This window comes from Candidatus Zixiibacteriota bacterium (genome assembly GCA_036480375.1).
Classification (GTDB): Bacteria; Zixibacteria; MSB-5A5; order GN15; family JAAZOE01; genus JAZGGI01.
In genome coordinates, this window is record JAZGGI010000029.1 from 41,159 (window position 1) to 59,938 (window position 18,780).

Below are 18,780 nucleotides of genomic sequence, written 5' to 3' on the forward strand. Positions count from 1 at the left end.
TTACCACACCGGATAACCGCTGAAAAGGATATCCGTTCCCATTTTCCTGAAAGAACTGTCTTTGAATTTTATGCTGCCGGAAATTTCTTTTATTCCGAGAGCGCCGATTGATTCAATTCCTTCGCCAATCAAAATAGGCGAACAACTGAGATAAAACTTATTCACGAGCCGCTTATTAAATAACTCTGTCGCTATCTGCGACCCGCCTTCAAATAAAATAGACATCAATCCTGCTTTTCCTGCTTTATTTAACAAGCCTTTAATATCCAAGCCGCTTTTTAATTTGCGGATTGACCAGGTGGTCACATGTGAAAAATCGATCGTTTTTAGGATATTCGCGGGGGCCGCTACCACCGTTTTGTTATCATTATTATTGATAAACAGATTAAGATTTGCGGGAAGCTGACCTGAAACAGTCAGGATTATCCGGTAAGGGTTTTTTCCCCTGACGTGCCTCACCGTTAGCGAGGGATTATCGGCTCTTACCGTTCCCGAGCCCACCGCTACAGCGTCATAACGAGCTCTTAATTGATGCGCGAAAGTCCGTACCTTAATGCCTGATATCCATTGTGATTCGCCTGTTGCGGTCGCAATTCTTCCATCCAAAGTCTGAGCCATTTTTAATACAACAAAGGGTCGTCCGGTTTTATGAAAGTGGAAATATTCTTCATTGAGTTTGTAGGCTTCTTCTCGGCAAACATCAGAAATGACTTCTATCCCGTGCTCCTGCAGATATTCTCTTCCCCCTCCATTGACTTTGCAATTGGGATCTTTGACAGCGTAAATGACTCGTTTAATGCCGGCTTTTACTATGGCTTGCGTACAGGGACCGGTTCGACCGGTATGACAGCAGGGTTCGAGACTAACAGCGATTGACGCGCCTCTGGCTTTTTCTCCGGCTTTTTCAATCGCCACAATTTCGGCGTGCGCCAGGCCTGCTTTCTTATGGTATCCTTTTGAGATAATGCCGTCATCATTAAAGAGTACCGCTCCGACGGCAGGATTTGGGGAGGTATAACCCTGCGCCCATCGGGCCAACCGAATTGCCCGGCGCATCATGTCCCTATATAACCTGTCATCGGCCATAAAAAAATCCCCATCATATCGGGGATAGGGAGCGTCTGATATATACCCTTAATTTCTAAAACAGCTATATATTAAGCCGTTTAGTATTATCTTCTCCCATCCGGACTATACCGTCGGCGCCGGAATTTCACCGGCTCAGCAGACTTCTTTTGAACTCCGCTCACGGGCTGTCACCGCCGGTCGAGGAATTTCGCCTCACCCCGAAGATATTTGCATGGAATATATACGATCTTTGAATTTTGTCAATAGAATAAAAAGAGATAAATTTTATCGGATAATATGGGCTTTCCACATTCTCCGATAAGTAGCGAATATAACAATATTGAATAATTTTTATCCGATGACCTGCTCCGGTTCGATTTCCTCACTATCATGAACAAAAGAAGAAACAGCGTCCCAATCGGTCAATTCTTTCAATCGATCGGCTGATTTCATAATCATAATCTGATACCGAATTGCTTTTTCGTCTTCAGTATCGGTATGGTTTTGCAGCAGTTCAACGGCACCCATAATCGACGTAATCGGACTTTTTATTTTTGTTAGAAATTCTCGGTTAGCCGATGCATAGCTTTCCTCGAAAACCGGTTCCATAATAGAATGTTTAGGCCCCGATTCCAGTTTATTGATTTTCAACGCGGTTGAGCACTTGGCGGCGACATCGCGCACAATCAACATATCGCCGGTATTGAATGACCGCCGATTCCAATTACGCACTTCACCGATGGATATGATACCCCGCACCTTGTTATTAAGAGTTATCGGTACCAGCATCGCCGATTTAATATTCGGCATTAGAGTTTGAGTAGATTCCTGGGGTTGCATTCGTGATTCGGCATCTTCCTGATTTATCATCATCGGTTTTTCGGCATCTATAGCCATCTTGTGCCACGGTAAAAGACTTAAAGGAATGATTGATTTATCATTCAATGAAATTCCAGTTTCTCTGACGGTTCGATGGGCATGGCTAATTAAGGTCTTTTTATCCTCATCCACCAAAGAAATTCTAGCCATGGTACATTTCATTCGCTTGGTTAATAATTCGCAGGCATTTTCAAAAAACTCATCGATATCGACTTCGCCCTGTAATTTTCTTTCCATCAATTGCAAACGTACCACCTGGTCATCCAGCGTTTCCAGTTTCCGGCTGAGCCGCTCACGCTGTAATACGGGAGATATCAAATCCGTCAGATTCATAACCTGATTCAGATGCATTTGTTTGAAATAACCGGGATGAGAATTACCCAGGACCATAACGGCCAGGACTTTATTTCCTGATTTTATCGGGCATGCCAATTTCGATTCCATGCGGGAAGAAATAAATAATCCATCGTCGCCCGCCAACTTCATTTCCGGAGTAACCTGGGGAGATAGAATCGGAGCACAATTTTTGAATATTGCTTCTATCTCAGTACCCTTAGTCGATAAACTGACGCCCTTTTCCAAAAGCATACGACCACTCGCACCAATTGTATAGCGCATCATATTTTCACCCGAATTATCAAGATCGGCCAGCGACATATATTCGACACCCAGGTTTTTCTTTAAGGTCCTATAAAAGGGATGCATCAATTGTTGAGCCGATGAAACTTGATTGCATAGCGAGGCGATTTCCTGATTAGTTTTTTGATGTTTTCTCATAATCTTGACGCCGGTAGTTTTAATCAGATTGGCCGTAAAAGTTCCGGTCACTTCACTAATCGAAGAAAGGAAATCCATAAAATCATCGTCAATCTTAGGCTTGTCGCCCATCCAGCACAAAATGGCGCCGTATATCTGTCCCTGATTATGAATAGGTATTAAAATGCTCGGTTCACGGCCATGACTAAATACCGGATGATTTCCGACATTTATAATAACCCGCGATTTATAAAGCGTATTTTTTAATTCGGTCTGAGACAAAGTAATCTCACGAAACACTTCCGGTTTTCTCGATTCAAAGCCACAGGCGCTTGCAAGGTATAAAGTTTCGTTACGATTGGAGTACTTAAAGGCGGCGCATTTGGGTATTTCAAGATAGACCGATAAGAAGCTTGTAATTTGATCCATTGCCGTATCAAAATCAAGTTTCTTAGTCAAAATCTGATTGATCATTTTGAGACAATAATATCGTTTTTGATATTTGGACCTGGGGGTTTTTGATCGCGTCCATGACGGCAACCATGTTCCCACTCCGGTAAGAAGAGTAATTAGTCCGATAACTATTAAGGCCGCTTCTATCATTTGCCTAATCAAGGGATCATTCATAAAGGGTAATCCGCTCATCAAGCCTTGATTTCCCAGTAGCTGAATAATTGAAAATCCGGTAAGAAAAGATAATCCCATAACTATTTTTGAAAATGCCCCGGGGGTAGCCTTGAATGCTCCTCCGCCCGCACGAACTATCGCCCAAAATACAATTACAAACGTCGCGAAATAGAGCATATCATAATACAATTGTGGCATTGCCGCCTCCACCTTTTTAAGCCTTTGTCTCCTTTTCTATTATCGGCAACTCGCATTTTTATTTAAGCCATGGGGCTTTGTATCCACAATCTGTGGGTTAATCCCAATATTTGAATTGAATTAAAAACTCGCCGGCGGTAAATCGATCTCTCGATCCTCTTAAAACACAATATCTTATATTTCTCTCCTGTTCTGGCACCAACTTTGCAATTCTCACGGCAAAGAAGAAAAACCACTGACCCGACTATGAGGGGAGGTTATATGTTTTTGAGAAAACTATTCCGGATGACATTAATCGCAATTGTTGCACTATCGATCTGGCTTGTCGGCTGTTCCGATAATTCATTTGTCAGTTCAACATCATCCGTTTCTGAAAATGCGCCAGCCACGGTCTACGTGCCTTTGGAACAAGGTTGGCGAATCAATTATGCGACCGTTGAACCATCTACCGAGTATTATAGCGTTGAAGTGACTGAACCTATATCGATAAATGGTAATCCCGGATATACTATCAGACACGTCAATAGCACTACCAATGAGTTGTGGTACAGTTATATGTATTCCAAAGACAACGCGATTTATGAATCCTTTTCGACCAATCAGTCAGGGGAAAAAATTCTGGAAGCTCCGTTCGTAATTGGTCATAGCTGGAGTCGTATCGAAGAGAGTAACTCATCCGACAACAATGATTCCGGTTATGATTGGGGTGATGGGGGCGATGATCCTCCCGATGAGTACGGTGAATTTAATAAAACCCTCGGCTCTGAATATACGATGATGACCATTGTTGGCAAAGAAACCATAGCAACTCTTGACGGGACATCCTACGGTAATTGTTTGAAGGTGGAATGGCCAACCGGCGAAAATTCTTATGCCCACTTCTGGTATGCCGCCGGGATTGGTCTTGTAAAATATGAAAGTGTTTCAGATGCTTTGAGCAGCAATACTAATAAAATTTTAAGCATAATTACGGATTACCAAAAAGTAGAATATTAAAACTTGTCGCCATCCCCATGTTATAACTTGGCCGGGAGCCTATTGTCTCCCGGTTATTTTTTTCATTCCCGATCTCGAAACTAAATAATCCACGAGAAATAAGGGAATTTTCTCGAAATAGTAATTCTGAACCTTCAATTTCTCGCTCAAGGCTTTTGCTATTTCTGAGGTCTTTTGCGGTCTTGGAGCGAACTTATATGATGGAACAAATTTGAATTTTTCACAAAGAATGAATGATTTGGCGCCTTTTGCCTTCGCGGCCAAAAGTAACGGATAGGTTCCCGTCTTGTTAACGAAGTATTTCCTTGTTACACAATCGGCGCCAAGAAATACATAATCAGATTTTCTAATCAAATTTGCTAAGGCGGCGTCGGTGCATATTTCAACCTTTAATCCCGCTTTGTTTAACTTTTTACCGAGAATTATTCCTTCATTCCTCGGAGAAGCCTGGGATAACAGAACCGACTCAACTTTATTTTGGCTTTTACAAAGGATATGCTCAACTATAGATGAATTTGAAAAAGTTATGACTCTTCGTTTTTTACGCCACAATCTCTTCAAGTTATCATTTATGAATTCCAATTCGGTAGAGCATTCCAACATTAATAACCGCAGCCGCGAAGTGAGATCCTCTTTATTTACTCGGTTGAGAGACTGAAACAGATATTCAAACACAGCCATTTCGGGGAATTGAGTTTTTATCTTATAAATTACCTTGAGAGCTTTATCCGGCGAGCGGTATTTTGATTCAGATTGAAGAAGATATAGTGTTTTCTTATACAGAGCGGATGCCCCGGAGGTTTGATCATTTAATATTTCATGCAGCAATTTCATCCGGTAAATATCTTTTTATAATTCTTGAAATGCGTCTTGGCTGTCTTATCCAAAACGCCGCGTCCCTCTTTTTTTACTAATTCTTTTCCGGCATTGTCTACAATCGATGAAGCGCCCAGAGGAAGTTTTAGTCCCACTTCTTTTGACAAATAATCCATGCGCCGTACAAATTCAGATCGAGCCACAATCGATGCTGCCGCAACGGCCGGATGAGCCTCGCCCCTGACCATCTGAATCAATTCAATCTGTTTCCCCTTTTCCTGCAAATTATCCCTGATAAATCTTTCCTTTCCGAATTTATCGGAGATTGCTCTGTTTGCGGATGTTTTTGCCAATATATTCTCTATAGCTCGAGCATGCCCCCAACCCAATAATTTATTCAGATTTTTTATCTTTTGATACAGCTGATTATATTTCAGGGGATTTATGACAATAACATCAAAATCACATTGAGTTTTAATTTCTTCGGCCAGACGCTGAATTTTCTTATCTGAGATTTTTTTGGAGTCTTTAACTCCCAATTCAATCAATTTTTGATTTTGATCCGGTTTAAGGCAAACCGCGGCAATCACCAGCGGGCCAAAAAAATCGCCTTTCCCCGATTCATCGACGCCGATTATGGGTCCGTTATAATCGTCCACTAATTAGCCCGCTCAATATACTGCCCGGTGCGCGTATCTACCTTAATCTTATCGCCCGGTTTAACGAATAGAGGAACTTTTATTTTAAGACCTGATTCCAGGGTAGCGCCTTTTTGAATATTTGATACTGTATCTCCCTTGACCGCCGGTTCTGCATCGACAACCTCAAGAATTACCGAAGCCGGCATATCGAGCGATATCGGCCGACCTTCAAAAAACAAAATGGAGTACTCATGATTTTCCATCAAATAAAATCTGGTATCACCCAGATTCTCATCGGATAAAGCGCTTTGCTCAAAGGTGCGTGAATCCATGAAATGATAGCCGTCGTTATCGTTATATAAATATTGCATTTTTCTATTTTCCAGATCCGGCAGCTCAAAAGTTTCATTAGACAAATAGGATTTTTCAAAAACTGAACCGGTAATCAGGTGTTTCATTTTGGCCTTGGTATGAGGGCGCCCACGCCCCATCTTGGCGATCGAAAAATCCACGATTATATACGGTTCTCCATTAATAAGAACTCTCATACCTTTGCGAAAATCACCAGCTGTTATCATTGTACCTCCAAATTTACTTCGCTATATTTTTGACGGGGCAAATATAATAAAAATACGGCAGTTCGCTACACATTTTTGATGTCGCGAGAATCAAAAATTCGATTATTTGTATCCGTGGCGACTGATAGGGGAAGGCGAATTTCGCAGCGAGCTCCGGATTGATATGTGCCGTCAAAGCCAATGCTGCCTTCATGTAGATTTATTATTTTTCTCGTTAAGGCAAGGCCCAATCCCGTACCGGAAGGCTTCGAAGAGACAAATGGCGTGAATAATTTATTCATCATTTCTTTATCAATTCCTGGGCCGTTATCGATTATGGAAATAATTACTTCATTCATGGCATGGACTTTTGCCGAAATCTCAATTCTGCCGTCGTGATCTATTTCCTGAATCGAATTATCAATTACATTTGAGAACGCTTCTTTCAGTAGCAGGGAATCTCCAATTATTCCAATTTGTTCGATCGGCAGGGTTATGATAATCGATATATTTCGTTCTTGTCCAATTAGCATAAATTTTTGGGCAATGTCATCTATTAATTCCCCAAGATCTATCTGATCCGGCGATAAAGACAGCGGTCGGGAAAAATCAAGAAATCTGCGAACCATTTGTTCCGAGGCGGCCGATTCCGACCGAATCGAATCGGCAATTTCGGACATTGATGATTCTCCCTTGGTTTTTTTCTTGAGAAGTTGGGAAAATCCTGAGATTGCCGCCAGCGAATTACGGAGTTGATGCGCAAGTCCCGCCGTCATTTCTCCCAGGGCGGCCATTTGTCTATTTATCTCCAATTCCGATTGAAGTTGTTTTACTTCGGTTAAATCCGTAATCAATAGGGTGATGCCCATAGCCCGGTTCCGGTCATCGAAAATTTGAGAACTTTCAATACCCAACCATACCCGCATATTGCCCTGACGGAACAATTCCAGCTCTCTCCGGCAGACAGTTTCACCTCGTTCCAGTCCTGCTTCAATAATACGATTTATTTCCGGTTCGTCGGAGAAAGCGGTCAGATAATGCCTTCCAAGCACCGAACTTTCTTCATAACATAAAATCTCAACCGCGGCGTGATTATAGCCCATAATTTTACCGGTCAAATCGACGTTTATAATACCTGAGCCAATGGATTTTAGAATATATTTATTCAGCCTTTCCAGTCGATCGGCTTTATTTGAGCTTTCCTCATATAAGCGTTTTAGTTCAATCTCATTCTCTTTTAATTGTCTAATGCTATCTTTATAGGAATTTATTACCTGCGTTACATCATCATCATCATCGGAAATCGACTTGAGATGCCCGGCTTCCTCCGCCGTCTTACGCATTTGCTTAAATGGCCGCAAAATCAAGCGGGGTAAGATTATTGTCAGAGGTACCAGCAGGATTAGAATTATAATGGCCGGATAAATAGCATATCGCGATGCCTGACCGATGTCATCGACGACTCGGGAATCGGCCTGCAAGGCTAAAAGAATAACCTTCCCGTTAGAAAGACGATTAACGGCAAGACCATATCTTATTCCGGCGATTCTGCCACGATGGAATTTCATCTCCCCTTGCCATAATCGTTTCCAGTCCTCGGCTTCAATGGAGGGGAATGCTTTGTCTAATTTACTTAAATTGCCGGGAACTTTATTAAAAGCCTCAAGGGAATCCATGATATGCAAATGCGCCCCCAGCAGCCCAAAATTCCTTTTCAGATATTCCTCTTGCTCGGGTAATAATATACCCTTTTTGTTTTTCCCGATCATTGCCGCGCCATAATCCAGAGCGGACGCGAGATTTTCGTCTATTTCGGAAATTGCCCGACGCTTGGCCTGGTAAAACAAATACGTGGTACTGATATTAAGAAGCAGAAGGAGAACTACGATGATGAGTAACCCCATTCTGATTTCAGTCTCATATCGATTTATCAGGGTACGCATATTTTATACTTCGGCATAAAGATGGTTTTCGTTGAGAATGAAGTAATATCCGAATTATTGATTTTATTGCATTATGGTGCTTTAAGCGGTAAGGAAGTTCTCTATATAATACTTCAGTATTTGATCACCGTAAACGACAATAATAAACGCCGCCAGCGCAAGGAACGGTCCGAATGGAATTACCCGCTCATGCCGGACTTTCTTCGATAATGGCATCCAGATAATGGAAACTAACATACCGATTACGGCTCCACCGAAAAATATGAGAATAATTTTCTGCCACCCTACGAAGGCCCCCAGCATCGCGGCCATTTTTATGTCCCCGCCTCCCATCGATTCTTTCTTGAATAACCATTCGCCCAAATAGGCAATCGCCAAAAGCGACAGTCCGCCGACAAAAAACCCGATAACGGAGTTTATTATTCCGGGAGGAGTAACAAAAATCGCGCTGGCCAATCCAATAATCATTCCAGGAATCGTAATGGCATCGGGAATTATCTGAAACTCAAGATCAATGAAGAATATTGCAATCAAAGATGACACCAGAAAGCAATGGACCGGCAACTGCAGTGACCATCCATATAGATAATAGAACAGAATATAGGCGGCGGCGTTTAATATTTCCACAAACGGATACCTGGGTGAAATCGGATGGCGGCATATTTTACAATGGCCCAATAATATCAAATAAGAAAGCACCGGAATATTGCAATAAAAAGGTATTGGCATGCGGCAATTGGGGCATGATGAACGAGAAAATATCAAGGGTATTTTTCTCGGAAGACGATAAATCAGGACATTCATAAACGAACCGATTGAAAGCCCTATCAATGTCAGGAATAAATATATATACAACTGTTTATCCATATAGACAGTATCGGAAGTATTTATTTAAGCTTTCACCGATTCAAATAAATAAATGGCCAGGGCTGAAAATACGATACCGGCCGTCTCAGCTCTTAAAACCCTCTCCCCCAGACTGTAAACGGCACAGCCTTTCTTGATCACCATGTCAATTTCATTGGGCGAAAATCCCGATTCAGGACCCGTTATGATTGTTAACGCTTTGCCCCGAAAGTTAGAAAATATATCCGTTGCGTTCAATTGAGTACCCTCGGGATGAAACAAGATTGTTGACTGAGAATCAGTCTTACCCAAATATTCCTCTAACGATATAGGCTCATTTATGTGAGGTATTATTGATCGTCCCGTTTGTTTCACGGCCGCTTCGCAGACTCGTTGCCAGCGATTCATTTTTCGAGTCAGTGTGCCCGGCTTATCGATCTTTACTTTTCCCTTATCGGTTAACAACGGCACGAAATTCCGCACACCAACCTCGGTACCTTTTTCGATTATAGAATCAAATTTGGAGGCTTGCGACAACCCTGCCGCCAATGTTACTGATAAAGAAGCTTCGCCACTATTTCTTACTTTCTTAATTATTCGGCATTCAACTCGCCCCGTTGAAATTTCTGCGATTTCACAAATCTCCGTATCACCCTGACCATCAATCAAACGTACAATCTCGCCTTCAGACAATCTCAAAACAGTAGCAACATGACGCGCTTCTGCTCCGATCAGAAAAATTATATCATCGCATTTGTTAGCCGCTTTATAAATAAACGTATGCATCACATCTGAATCTTATAAGTAATCCATTCACCGTCAAGATGAATTTCGCAATCGACAAGGTTATGCTCACTTAATGCGTTCTCAATAGCGGTCCTGTCATTTATCAATAATCCCGACAGAATCAAGTATCCTCCCAGGCAAATAATCTCCTTGAGACGAGGCATAATTGGAAGAATAACGGCCTTTATAATATTGACAATACCCACGTCATATTTTTCATCCGTGATATTTTCTATCGATCCCAATTCAGCCTTGCATTTATCACATACGTGATTGATCTCAAAATTCTCAAGGCTATTATCTACCGCCAGAGTATCTATATCATATCCTTGAACTTTTGACGCTCCTTTTTTGGCGGCATAAACGCCCAAAATTCCCGAACCACACCCCAAATCCAAAACCACTTTATGATTAAAATCAATCTTTTCCATAACGGCCAAACAGCTCCGAGTCGTTTCGTGTCGACCGGTGCCGAATGCCATCTTAGGCTCGATAATAATCGTTGTTTTGTCCTGGTAATCTTCATCATCCCATGGCGGGATTATAACTATTGAATTTCCCGCGAATATAGGCGTAACCGAAGCCCGGTACGATTCAATCCAATCGAGGCTCTTAATTGATTTTCGAGACGTTTCTATCTTTTCATATTCGGGGTTTATCGCGCGAAGGTATTTTCGAAGCCATTCCAATTTGGAATTTATGTCAATGCCATTTGAAGGATAGAATTTTATAATAGTCTGTAAATTGTCGTCTTCATCCTCAAGAAGAATTCCGCTGGCGATATTCTCTATAATATAATTGGAAACAGCGTCAACATCAGAATGTAAAACTGGGACGGAAATCTCAAAATATAAATCGTCTTCCGCCATAGACAATCACCTACACACCGAGCGAATCTCTCAGTTTCGAGAAAAATGACTTAGTCGATTTGGGCGGTTGGAATGATTGCGAGCGCATTAACTTTTCCAGAATCTTTTTCTCTTCCGAGTTGAGTTTTTTAGGCGTCCAAACCTGAACCTGCACTAACTGATCCCCTCGACTGTTACGCCGTAAAAATGGGATACCCTTACCCCTGAGTCTGAAAACTTTGCCGGTCTGAGTGCCGGCCGGAATATTGAGCCGGGTCATTCCATCGAGAGTCGGAATTTCAATTGTATCTCCCAATGCCGCCGATAAAAACGAAATTGATTGCTGGCAGATTATATGATTATCCTGCCGCGTAAAAATATCATGATCCTTTTCTTCGATAACGACAATTAAATCTCCCGGTGGCCCTCCCTGCAAACCGGCCTCGCCTTTGCCTTCAATGGGGATATAATTACCGCCAGCCACCCCGGCCGGGATATCGACACTTACCGTTATATTATCCTGCACTCGTCCTTCACCACGACATACCGGACAGGGTGTCGAAATTACCTGGCCGACCCCGCGGCATACATCACAGGTAGTGACATTGACCATCTGGCCGAATAGCGATCTTGTTACGCGCCGAATCTGGCCACTGCCTTTACATTGCGGACAGGTTTTCTTACCGCTGCCGGGTGCACTGCCATACCCCGAGCATTCAGGACACGACACTCTTTGTTTTACTCTGATTTTTTTCTTGATGCCGGTGGCGATTTCTTCCAGAGACAACATTATCCGAATCTGTTGATCGCGGCCGCGATTGTTAACCCTTTGCCTTCGGCCGCTCCCTCCGAAAATATCATCAAACCCGCCAAACCCTCCGAAATCACGCATGAAAGCCCGCAAGGCATCGGATAGATCAAAGCCCTCGAAACCAAATCCGCCTCCGCCAAACCCGGTGCCCTGCCCCAATCCGGCATGTCCGAATTGATCATAGGTCTGGCGCTTTGGGGAGTCTTTCAAAACTTCGTAAGCTTCGGTCGCTTCTTTGAAATTAGCCTCGGCCTGAGCATCGCCCGGATTTCGATCCGGGTGATATTTCATCGCCAATTTGCGATACGCCCTTTTTATATCATCTTCGGAAGCTGAACGATCAACGCCCAGGATTTCGTAGTAATCTCTTTTCTCCATCCGTGCCTTAAGCTAAATCACTTTTTTTCGTCATCATCAACGACTTCAAAATCAGCGTCAACAGCGCCGTCTTGAGCGCCAGCCGCGTCCTGAGTGGTTCCGGCTTCTGTCGTTTCAGGGCCAGGTTGACCTGCGGCCTGTTCGCCCGCCTGAGCACCGGCTTGCTTATACACTTCGGCAGCCAGTTTATGCGAAGCCTGCATCAACTCCTCGCATGCGGATTTAATCGCTTGAGCTTCTTCTGAAGTAAGCGTGGATTTTACTTTCTCAATACCTTCTTCAATGGCTTTCTTTTCTTCTTCACTGATTTTATCGCCGTATTCCTTGAGGGTTTTTTCGGACGTATAAATCAATTGGTCGGCTTCGTTGCGGGCCTGTATCAAATCTTTCTTAGCTTTATCGGCCTCGACATTGGCATCCGCGTCTTTGACCATCTTTTCGATTTCTTCTTCGGATAATCCCGAAGATGATTCGATTTTTATTTTTTGCTCTTTTCCTGTTCCGAGGTCTTTGGCCGAAACGTGAACGATACCATTGGCGTCAATATCAAAAGTCACTTCTATTTGCGGAATGCCGCGATGCGCCGGAGGGATTCCGACCAAATCGAATCGCCCCAAAGTCCGGTTATCAATTGCCATCTCGCGCTCACCCTGCATAACATGAATTGAAACCGCCGGTTGATTATCCGAAGCGGTCGAAAATATCTGGGATTTCCGGGTCGGGATAGTGGTATTGCGTTCGATTAATCTCGTCATAACACCGCCCAGAGTTTCAATCCCCAGCGATAGCGGTGTCACATCGAGCAAAACGACGTCTTTTAAATCACCGGCCAGCACTCCCCCCTGAATCGCGGCGCCCACCGCGACCACTTCATCCGGATTTACAGATCGATTGGGATCGCGACCGAATAACATTTTAACCGTTTCCTGAACCTTCGGCATTCGAGTCATCCCGCCGACAAGTATGACTTCATCAATATCAGACGGGGCGACTTTGCCGTCATCAAGAGCCTTACGGCAGGGCTTAATTGTCCGTTCAATCAAATCGTCGCACAACGCCTCAAATTTGGCCCGCGTTAAAGTTAAGTCAAGATGCTTGGGTCCCGCTTGATCGGCGGTGATAAACGGCAAATTTATATTGGTCTGCATTGTAGATGAGAGCTCAACTTTGGCTTTTTCACCTGCTTCCTTCAGGCGCTGCAAAGCCATGCGATCCTGGCGCAGGTCGATCCCGTTTGACTTTTTGAATTCATCCGCCATCCAGTCAATAATCTTCTGGTCGAAATCATCTCCACCAAGATGCCCATCGCCATTGGTTGAACGTACCTCAAAAACGCCCTCGCCTAATTCCAGAATCGATATATCAAACGTGCCGCCGCCCAAATCATAAACGGCGATTTTTTTATTTTCTTTCTTATCGAGACCATATGCCAATGAAGCGGCTGTCGGCTCATTGATTATGCGCAAAACTTCCAGACCGGCGATACGACCGGCATCTTTGGTGGCCTGACGCTGACTGTCATTGAAATAAGCCGGTACGGTGATGACCGCCTGGGTTACCTCGCCGCCAAGATATTCTTCCGCGGTTTTCTTAAGATTTTGCAGGATCATCGCTGAAATTTCGGGCGGAGCATAGCTTTTACCTTCTACCGAAATTCGGACATCTCCACCGTCATCGGCGACTACCTTATAAGGTACGATTTTCTCTTCCGTACTAACCTCATTATGCTGGCGGCCCATAAATCTTTTTATTGAAAAAATCGTATTCTCAGGGTTGGTAATGGCCTGTCTTTTCGCGGATGAGCTCACAAGTTTCTCACCGTCCTTGGTAAAGGCGACAATCGATGGAGTCGTTCGCCCACCTTCGGCATTGGGAATAACAACCGGTGAGCCGCCTTCGAGAACCGCGACGCATGAATTGGTCGTCCCCAAATCAATCCCTATAACTTTACCCATCTATCAAATCCTCCGTATATTTATTTTTCGGAATTCTCTTCTTTGTCATTTTTCGTTTTGGAACCCGAGCTTACGATAACGCCAGCATGCCGCAAAACCTTTTCATCAATCTGATACCCTTTTTGAATCTCCTGAATGACTATACCTTCTTCGTATTCATCGGATTCCTGCTGCATCATCGCTTCATGTAAATTAGGATCAAAAGCCCTGCCAACCGCCTCGATCGGCTTAACATTTTCCTTACTCAGAAGTTCGGTGATTTGATTATAAATCAGTTCGATGCCCTGTATATATGCATCAACATTGTCATTGCTGTTATTCTTATCAAGAGCCCGTTCGAAATTATCCGCAATCTCTACCAATGATCGCAGCAAGCGAGCATTGGCTGTCCTTATTAAATTTCCAAACTCGCGAGCCGTGCGTTTTTTATAATTGTCAAATTCGGCGGCCAGCCGAATGTACCTTTCTGATTCCGATTCCGGTGGTTGCACTTCTTGCTCAGCAGGTATTTTTATTTCCTCTTCACCGGAAGCCTCTGACGAGTCATCAGATTCTTTTTTTATTTCAACTTCATGGCCAGAAACTCCGGATTCGTCGATCTCCGGCTTTTCGTCTTTTACTTCATTTTCAGTATTGTCTTTATTCTTTCCCATAGTCCAGATACCATAAACTTGTTCTAATCGCTTTTAAAGGCTTTACTCAGCTGGCCGGCAGCGTATTTTACCAATGAAACCAGCTTACCATAAGGCATCCGTGTCGGTCCGATCACTCCAATCGTACCCGATGTGGAACCGGCCTTATACGAAGCCGATACAACCGAACAGGATTGAATCTCCTTAGCCTTGTTTTCCGCGCCGATTGTGATAATTATACCGCCGTCCGAATCAGATTCAGCATTTAAATCCTGAATTAGCTCTGCCGGAGTTTCCAGCAATCTAATCAAATCCTGTAATTTTTCACGGTTGGCGAATTCCGGTTTACTCAAAAGATTCTCAGTACCGCCAACATGCAATTGATTGATCGATACACTATCCCAAATTTCTGAGTCCTCATCAAGAAAAATTCTTAACAAACGTGGATTACCATCAGATCCTGACAATCTTTCCTGGATTGTGTTTCTTATTTCACCAAGCGTCAATCCCGATAATTTCTCATTTAATACTTGCGACATCATCGATAATTCGTCATTTCCTATGGATGCTTCAATCTCAAGAAGAATCGTTCTGGCCAACCCCGAACGAAAAGCCAACACCACCAAAACCTTCCCCTCGGCCATATGGATCAATTCAATTCGGGATAAGATTGAATTATCCAGCTTAGGTGAAACGGTCACACCTATCTGATTGGACAGGTTTGCCAGTACTCTTGACGTTTGCTCAAGGATTGAATCAATTCCACCAAATCCGGGGCTTAAGCGATCATCAATCGCCTTTTTCTCGGATTCGGTTAGCATTTCCCGGCCAAGTAACATGTCTACGTACAGGCGATAACCGGTATCGGTCGGAACCCGCCCCGCAGAGGTATGAGGCTGAATAACCAATCCCAATTCCTCGAGGTCCTGCATTGTATTACGGATCGTCGCCGGTGATATGCCCAGTTTGAATTTATTGGCAATGACGCGCGAGCCTACCGGATCAGCCGATTCCACGTAATGAGAAACCAAGCATGCCAGTACCTCTTTTTCACGAGCGGAAAGATTCTCAAACGCCATGATAATATCCAATCATTCAATGGGATAGCGTCAAATTGGCACTCTCCCTTAGCGAGTGACAAAAAATATATAAATTCACTATTTGTCAACCATTATTTAACTGAGTAAGGATTAAGAAGTTCCCGACGAAATGAAGTGATTTATTGGGTTGGCGGCTTATCTTTCTTTACGGTTTTTTTGGATTTCTCTTTTTTTGTTGTCGTTGTTTTGTTTTTTTCCGCTCGATCGTCGATTCCGTTGTTATTGTTATCTATAAAATTATCATATTTTTTCTTCTGGCTGGGAGATTGATCCTTGTTGGTAGCCTGCTTTTGCTTTTCGACCTTTTTGGTATCCGGTTTTGGATTTTCTTTCTTTTTGGACTTATCGATGGCCGCGGCGCCACCTGCCAAAAAGAGTACCAGCCAGAAAACTACAAATATTTTGAAAACTTTCTTCATGATATCATTCAATATATGCTATTCATCGGCAAATGCCATAAAAATAATCCCTTGTCTTAACGTTTTTTATAACCTCCTCTTTTAGATGACGATGATGATTTTGGGGATTTGCTCGACTTGACAGAACCGCTTTTTGAACCTCCGGAGCTTTTATGGCTACCGGAGGATTTTGAGGAGGACTTCACGCTCGAAGAGCCCCCACCTTTTTTCTTGGCCGGGGTTGAGCGCTGTGTCGGTCTTGATTTGATCGATTTCGGTGAGCCGCTTTTCCTGATAGCCGGGGCGGTTGATTTTTTTGAGCCGCCGCTCTTCTTTATCACTTTGGATGATTTTGAACTTCCGGTTTTGCCAGGGCTTTTACTCGTTTCCCGTTTGGTTGAGCGGACAGTATTACTTCTCCGAGATTTGTCTGTTTTCCTTGAATCAGATTTTCTGGTATTCCAGCTATCCCAGCGATTACCTGTCTTTTTAGTACTCTTGGTCGTCTTCCGTGAATCGATACGTGCCTTCGATTTGGCCGATCCGGTTGTACGTTTACTGGTGCCTTTTTCAAGCTTGGTCCCGGTCCCCGGACGCGAGAACTTGTCGGTTTTGATCCGAGTTGATTCGGTTCGTGTTGTTTTAAGTCTCTTCTCTGAAAGAACGTAATCAGATTTCCGGTATTTCCGCGACTGAGTGCGGACATCTTTATAGCGGCTGACCTTGCTGCGACTCGTTTTGACAACGGTTCGATCAAAGTAAATCGTCGTATTGTTATGCACGTTCATATGATGCTCCCAGCAATATCCAAAGCGATCATAGATCGTGAACCAATGCCACCCAACAACGATTCTCGGTACCCATAACGGAGCGATTCCGATAAAGATGCCATCCACATATATTTCCCCGCCATAAGGATAATCGATGTATATCATCGAATAGTAGGGATCATCGTACCAATGCGTCGGCACATAAACCGGCTGATAGTAATATTGAGAAGTCTTAACATAAATCGAGGTGTGATCATAAGCCCGGAGACAATCATCCCGGCGGCATTTGAAATACCTTTCGTTAATTTCCTCAATAAAATCTTCAGGATCTTCGTATGCCCCCAGTGTAATATTGGCTCCGTCGTACCAGCGCGGCATTTCGATCTTTTCCACTGAAGCCACGGCTTGTATATGTTCGATTCCTTCCGGCCCCGACACAATCAGGCTATAATCGGAATAACCTCCCGGAATCGAGTAAAGTTCGCCGCCTTCAATGAATCCATCATCCCTGGGATTTTCCGGGAAGAGAAGATTGACATCGCCTCTCGTATCGACGCTGTAAATCGCGGCAAAACAATCGCGGTCGGCCTGGAAAAAGATCGTTATCTCTTCGCTCTTGTAATATATGCCGTCCTCGTTATCGACCCAGACGTCAATTTCAAGTGGTTGCTTATTTGGGCCGTTATGATATTCCTTGACCAGCGTCTGCGACATGGCAGATAACGGCATTAACATGAAGGCCGTTATAATTGAAATTATCGTGAACTTTTTCATCTTAAATTCCCTCCTTTCGGGAGATATCAAGACTCATTGTCTTATTACCTGTGAGGGCAATCTTATTCACATCCATAAATTTATTGTTCTTTTCAGGTGTACGCAAATAGTTATCCGGCCGCGGTCGTTCCGGTTTGGTCGTCAATGGCTTCAACTCCGGATTGCCTGTATCAACCTGAAACGCCCAGTCAAATAATACATTATCATCATTGATAGCCGTGACCCGCAATTTCGCAAAATGATTATCGCCTGTCCAGATGATATACGTATGGTCAAGGATGACTTCCGACCAGCCTAAATATGACCAGCCATCATCGGGAGCGTAGCCGATCTCATCTAAGTTTTCCGTATATCCCATATCCTGAATATCTGTGTATTCATCCGCGACATTTATATAAAAAACTCCATGGTCAGCGTAATATTCAAGATAGATATCGGCCTCGAGGCTGGAGTATGGCACAGTTACCTCAGCCGAGAAATCCCATCCGGAATATAATGGCATGGTATTGAAATCAAATACGGTACGATTGATTCCTTCGGGTCGGGGCGTATCAAAGACATACTCATACGATAAATCCGACAAATAACCGTCTTCATCCACCGACGATATGGCGTAGAAATAAGTATTACCGTTGACAACATTGTCATCGACAAAATACTCATTTATGGTCTCGCCTATTTCAATATACCCGGTATCAGGATCGGTATCCGAACGATAAATAACATAAGCATCAAAATCACCGGCGACATCATCGATCGGAAGCCAGTAGAGTAGGATTTCTCCATCACCGGTTACGGAATAAACACCCTGAGGTACCGGTGGAGGACCTTCTTCACCGACATAAACTACTTCCGTAATATATTCAGTATCGTTATCACAGGCTACTATGAGAAAGGCTGACAGGGCCAGAATTGTTAGTATTAGTGATTTCATTTCTACCTCCAGTTTTTTATTCAACAAAGTTATTGCAAAGAGCGTGCCACATTTCTTTAAACGATTC

Annotated in this window: 17 protein-coding genes and 1 riboswitch; of the genes, 1 reads left to right on the forward strand and 16 read right to left on the reverse strand. The window is 43.4% G+C overall.

From position 1 onward, the window contains the following. Both ribD and V3V99_09690 read right to left on the reverse strand, forming a co-directional pair. Positions 1-1,086, reverse strand: a complete 1,086-nt coding sequence (ribD, locus tag V3V99_09685; GenBank protein MEE9442924.1) for a bifunctional diaminohydroxyphosphoribosylaminopyrimidine deaminase/5-amino-6-(5-phosphoribosylamino)uracil reductase RibD — start codon at positions 1,084-1,086, stop codon at positions 1-3. A gap of 84 nt (positions 1,087-1,170) precedes the next feature. Continuing rightward, positions 1,171-1,298: riboswitch (FMN riboswitch) on the reverse strand. Positions 1,299-1,419: 121 nt separating this feature from the next. Continuing rightward, entirely contained in the window at positions 1,420-3,528 is a 2,109-nt protein-coding gene (locus V3V99_09690; GenBank protein MEE9442925.1) for a GAF domain-containing protein, read from the reverse strand. A 261-nt stretch (positions 3,529-3,789) separates the two neighbouring features. On the opposite strand from V3V99_09690, the gene V3V99_09695 reads away from it, so the two are divergent. Then, positions 3,790-4,524: a hypothetical protein gene (locus V3V99_09695; protein MEE9442926.1), complete on the forward strand. Its 735-nt coding sequence runs from the start codon at positions 3,790-3,792 to the stop codon at positions 4,522-4,524. Between the two features lie 39 nt (positions 4,525-4,563). Here the strand turns inward: V3V99_09695 and V3V99_09700 are convergent, their stop codons facing one another. From V3V99_09700 to V3V99_09765, 14 genes are all read right to left on the reverse strand, one after another. Next, positions 4,564-5,358: a hypothetical protein gene (locus tag V3V99_09700; protein MEE9442927.1), complete on the reverse strand. Its 795-nt coding sequence runs from the start codon at positions 5,356-5,358 to the stop codon at positions 4,564-4,566. Beyond that, positions 5,355-5,999, reverse strand: coding sequence for a ribonuclease HIII (gene rnhC / locus V3V99_09705; protein ID MEE9442928.1), 645 nt, complete (start codon positions 5,997-5,999; stop codon positions 5,355-5,357). Before rnhC ends, V3V99_09700 begins: the two co-directional genes overlap by 4 nt. Further along, positions 5,999-6,559, reverse strand: a complete 561-nt coding sequence (gene efp / locus V3V99_09710; GenBank protein ID MEE9442929.1) for an elongation factor P — start codon at positions 6,557-6,559, stop codon at positions 5,999-6,001. The genes rnhC and efp overlap by 1 nt, the downstream gene beginning before the upstream one ends. Before the next feature lie 65 nt (positions 6,560-6,624). Beyond that, positions 6,625-8,481, reverse strand: a complete 1,857-nt coding sequence (locus tag V3V99_09715; protein ID MEE9442930.1) for an ATP-binding protein — start codon at positions 8,479-8,481, stop codon at positions 6,625-6,627. Between the two features lie 81 nt (positions 8,482-8,562). Further along, complete coding sequence (locus V3V99_09720) at positions 8,563-9,348, reverse strand: A24 family peptidase (protein MEE9442931.1); 786 nt, start codon at positions 9,346-9,348, stop codon at positions 8,563-8,565. A 24-nt stretch (positions 9,349-9,372) separates the two neighbouring features. Then, positions 9,373-10,113 carry an RsmE family RNA methyltransferase gene (locus tag V3V99_09725; protein ID MEE9442932.1) on the reverse strand — a complete coding sequence of 247 codons (741 nt, stop codon included), beginning with the start codon at positions 10,111-10,113 and terminating at the stop codon, positions 9,373-9,375. Then, positions 10,113-10,982 carry a 50S ribosomal protein L11 methyltransferase gene (locus tag V3V99_09730; GenBank protein MEE9442933.1) on the reverse strand — a complete coding sequence of 290 codons (870 nt, stop codon included), beginning with the start codon at positions 10,980-10,982 and terminating at the stop codon, positions 10,113-10,115. The genes V3V99_09725 and V3V99_09730 overlap by 1 nt, the downstream gene beginning before the upstream one ends. Before the next feature lie 10 nt (positions 10,983-10,992). Further along, the gene (dnaJ, locus tag V3V99_09735) at positions 10,993-12,150 is read right to left on the reverse strand and encodes a molecular chaperone DnaJ (protein MEE9442934.1); all 1,158 of its coding nucleotides are present in this window, start codon (positions 12,148-12,150) and stop codon (positions 10,993-10,995) included. A gap of 17 nt (positions 12,151-12,167) precedes the next feature. Then, complete coding sequence (dnaK, locus tag V3V99_09740; protein ID MEE9442935.1) at positions 12,168-14,105, reverse strand: molecular chaperone DnaK; 1,938 nt, start codon at positions 14,103-14,105, stop codon at positions 12,168-12,170. 20 nt (positions 14,106-14,125) lie between these two features. Then, a complete protein-coding gene (gene grpE, locus V3V99_09745; GenBank protein MEE9442936.1) occupies positions 14,126-14,758 on the reverse strand; it encodes a nucleotide exchange factor GrpE in 633 nt (210 codons plus the stop codon). 23 nt (positions 14,759-14,781) lie between these two features. After that, the gene (gene hrcA / locus V3V99_09750) at positions 14,782-15,816 is read right to left on the reverse strand and encodes a heat-inducible transcriptional repressor HrcA (GenBank protein ID MEE9442937.1); all 1,035 of its coding nucleotides are present in this window, start codon (positions 15,814-15,816) and stop codon (positions 14,782-14,784) included. Positions 15,817-15,956: 140 nt separating this feature from the next. Further along, positions 15,957-16,256 carry a hypothetical protein gene (locus V3V99_09755; GenBank protein ID MEE9442938.1) on the reverse strand — a complete coding sequence of 100 codons (300 nt, stop codon included), beginning with the start codon at positions 16,254-16,256 and terminating at the stop codon, positions 15,957-15,959. Between the two features lie 56 nt (positions 16,257-16,312). Continuing rightward, complete coding sequence (locus tag V3V99_09760) at positions 16,313-17,779, reverse strand: DUF4384 domain-containing protein (protein ID MEE9442939.1); 1,467 nt, start codon at positions 17,777-17,779, stop codon at positions 16,313-16,315. Between the two features lies 1 nt (position 17,780). Next, the gene (locus V3V99_09765) at positions 17,781-18,713 is read right to left on the reverse strand and encodes a hypothetical protein (protein ID MEE9442940.1); all 933 of its coding nucleotides are present in this window, start codon (positions 18,711-18,713) and stop codon (positions 17,781-17,783) included. Positions 18,714-18,780: the final 67 nt, after the last annotated feature.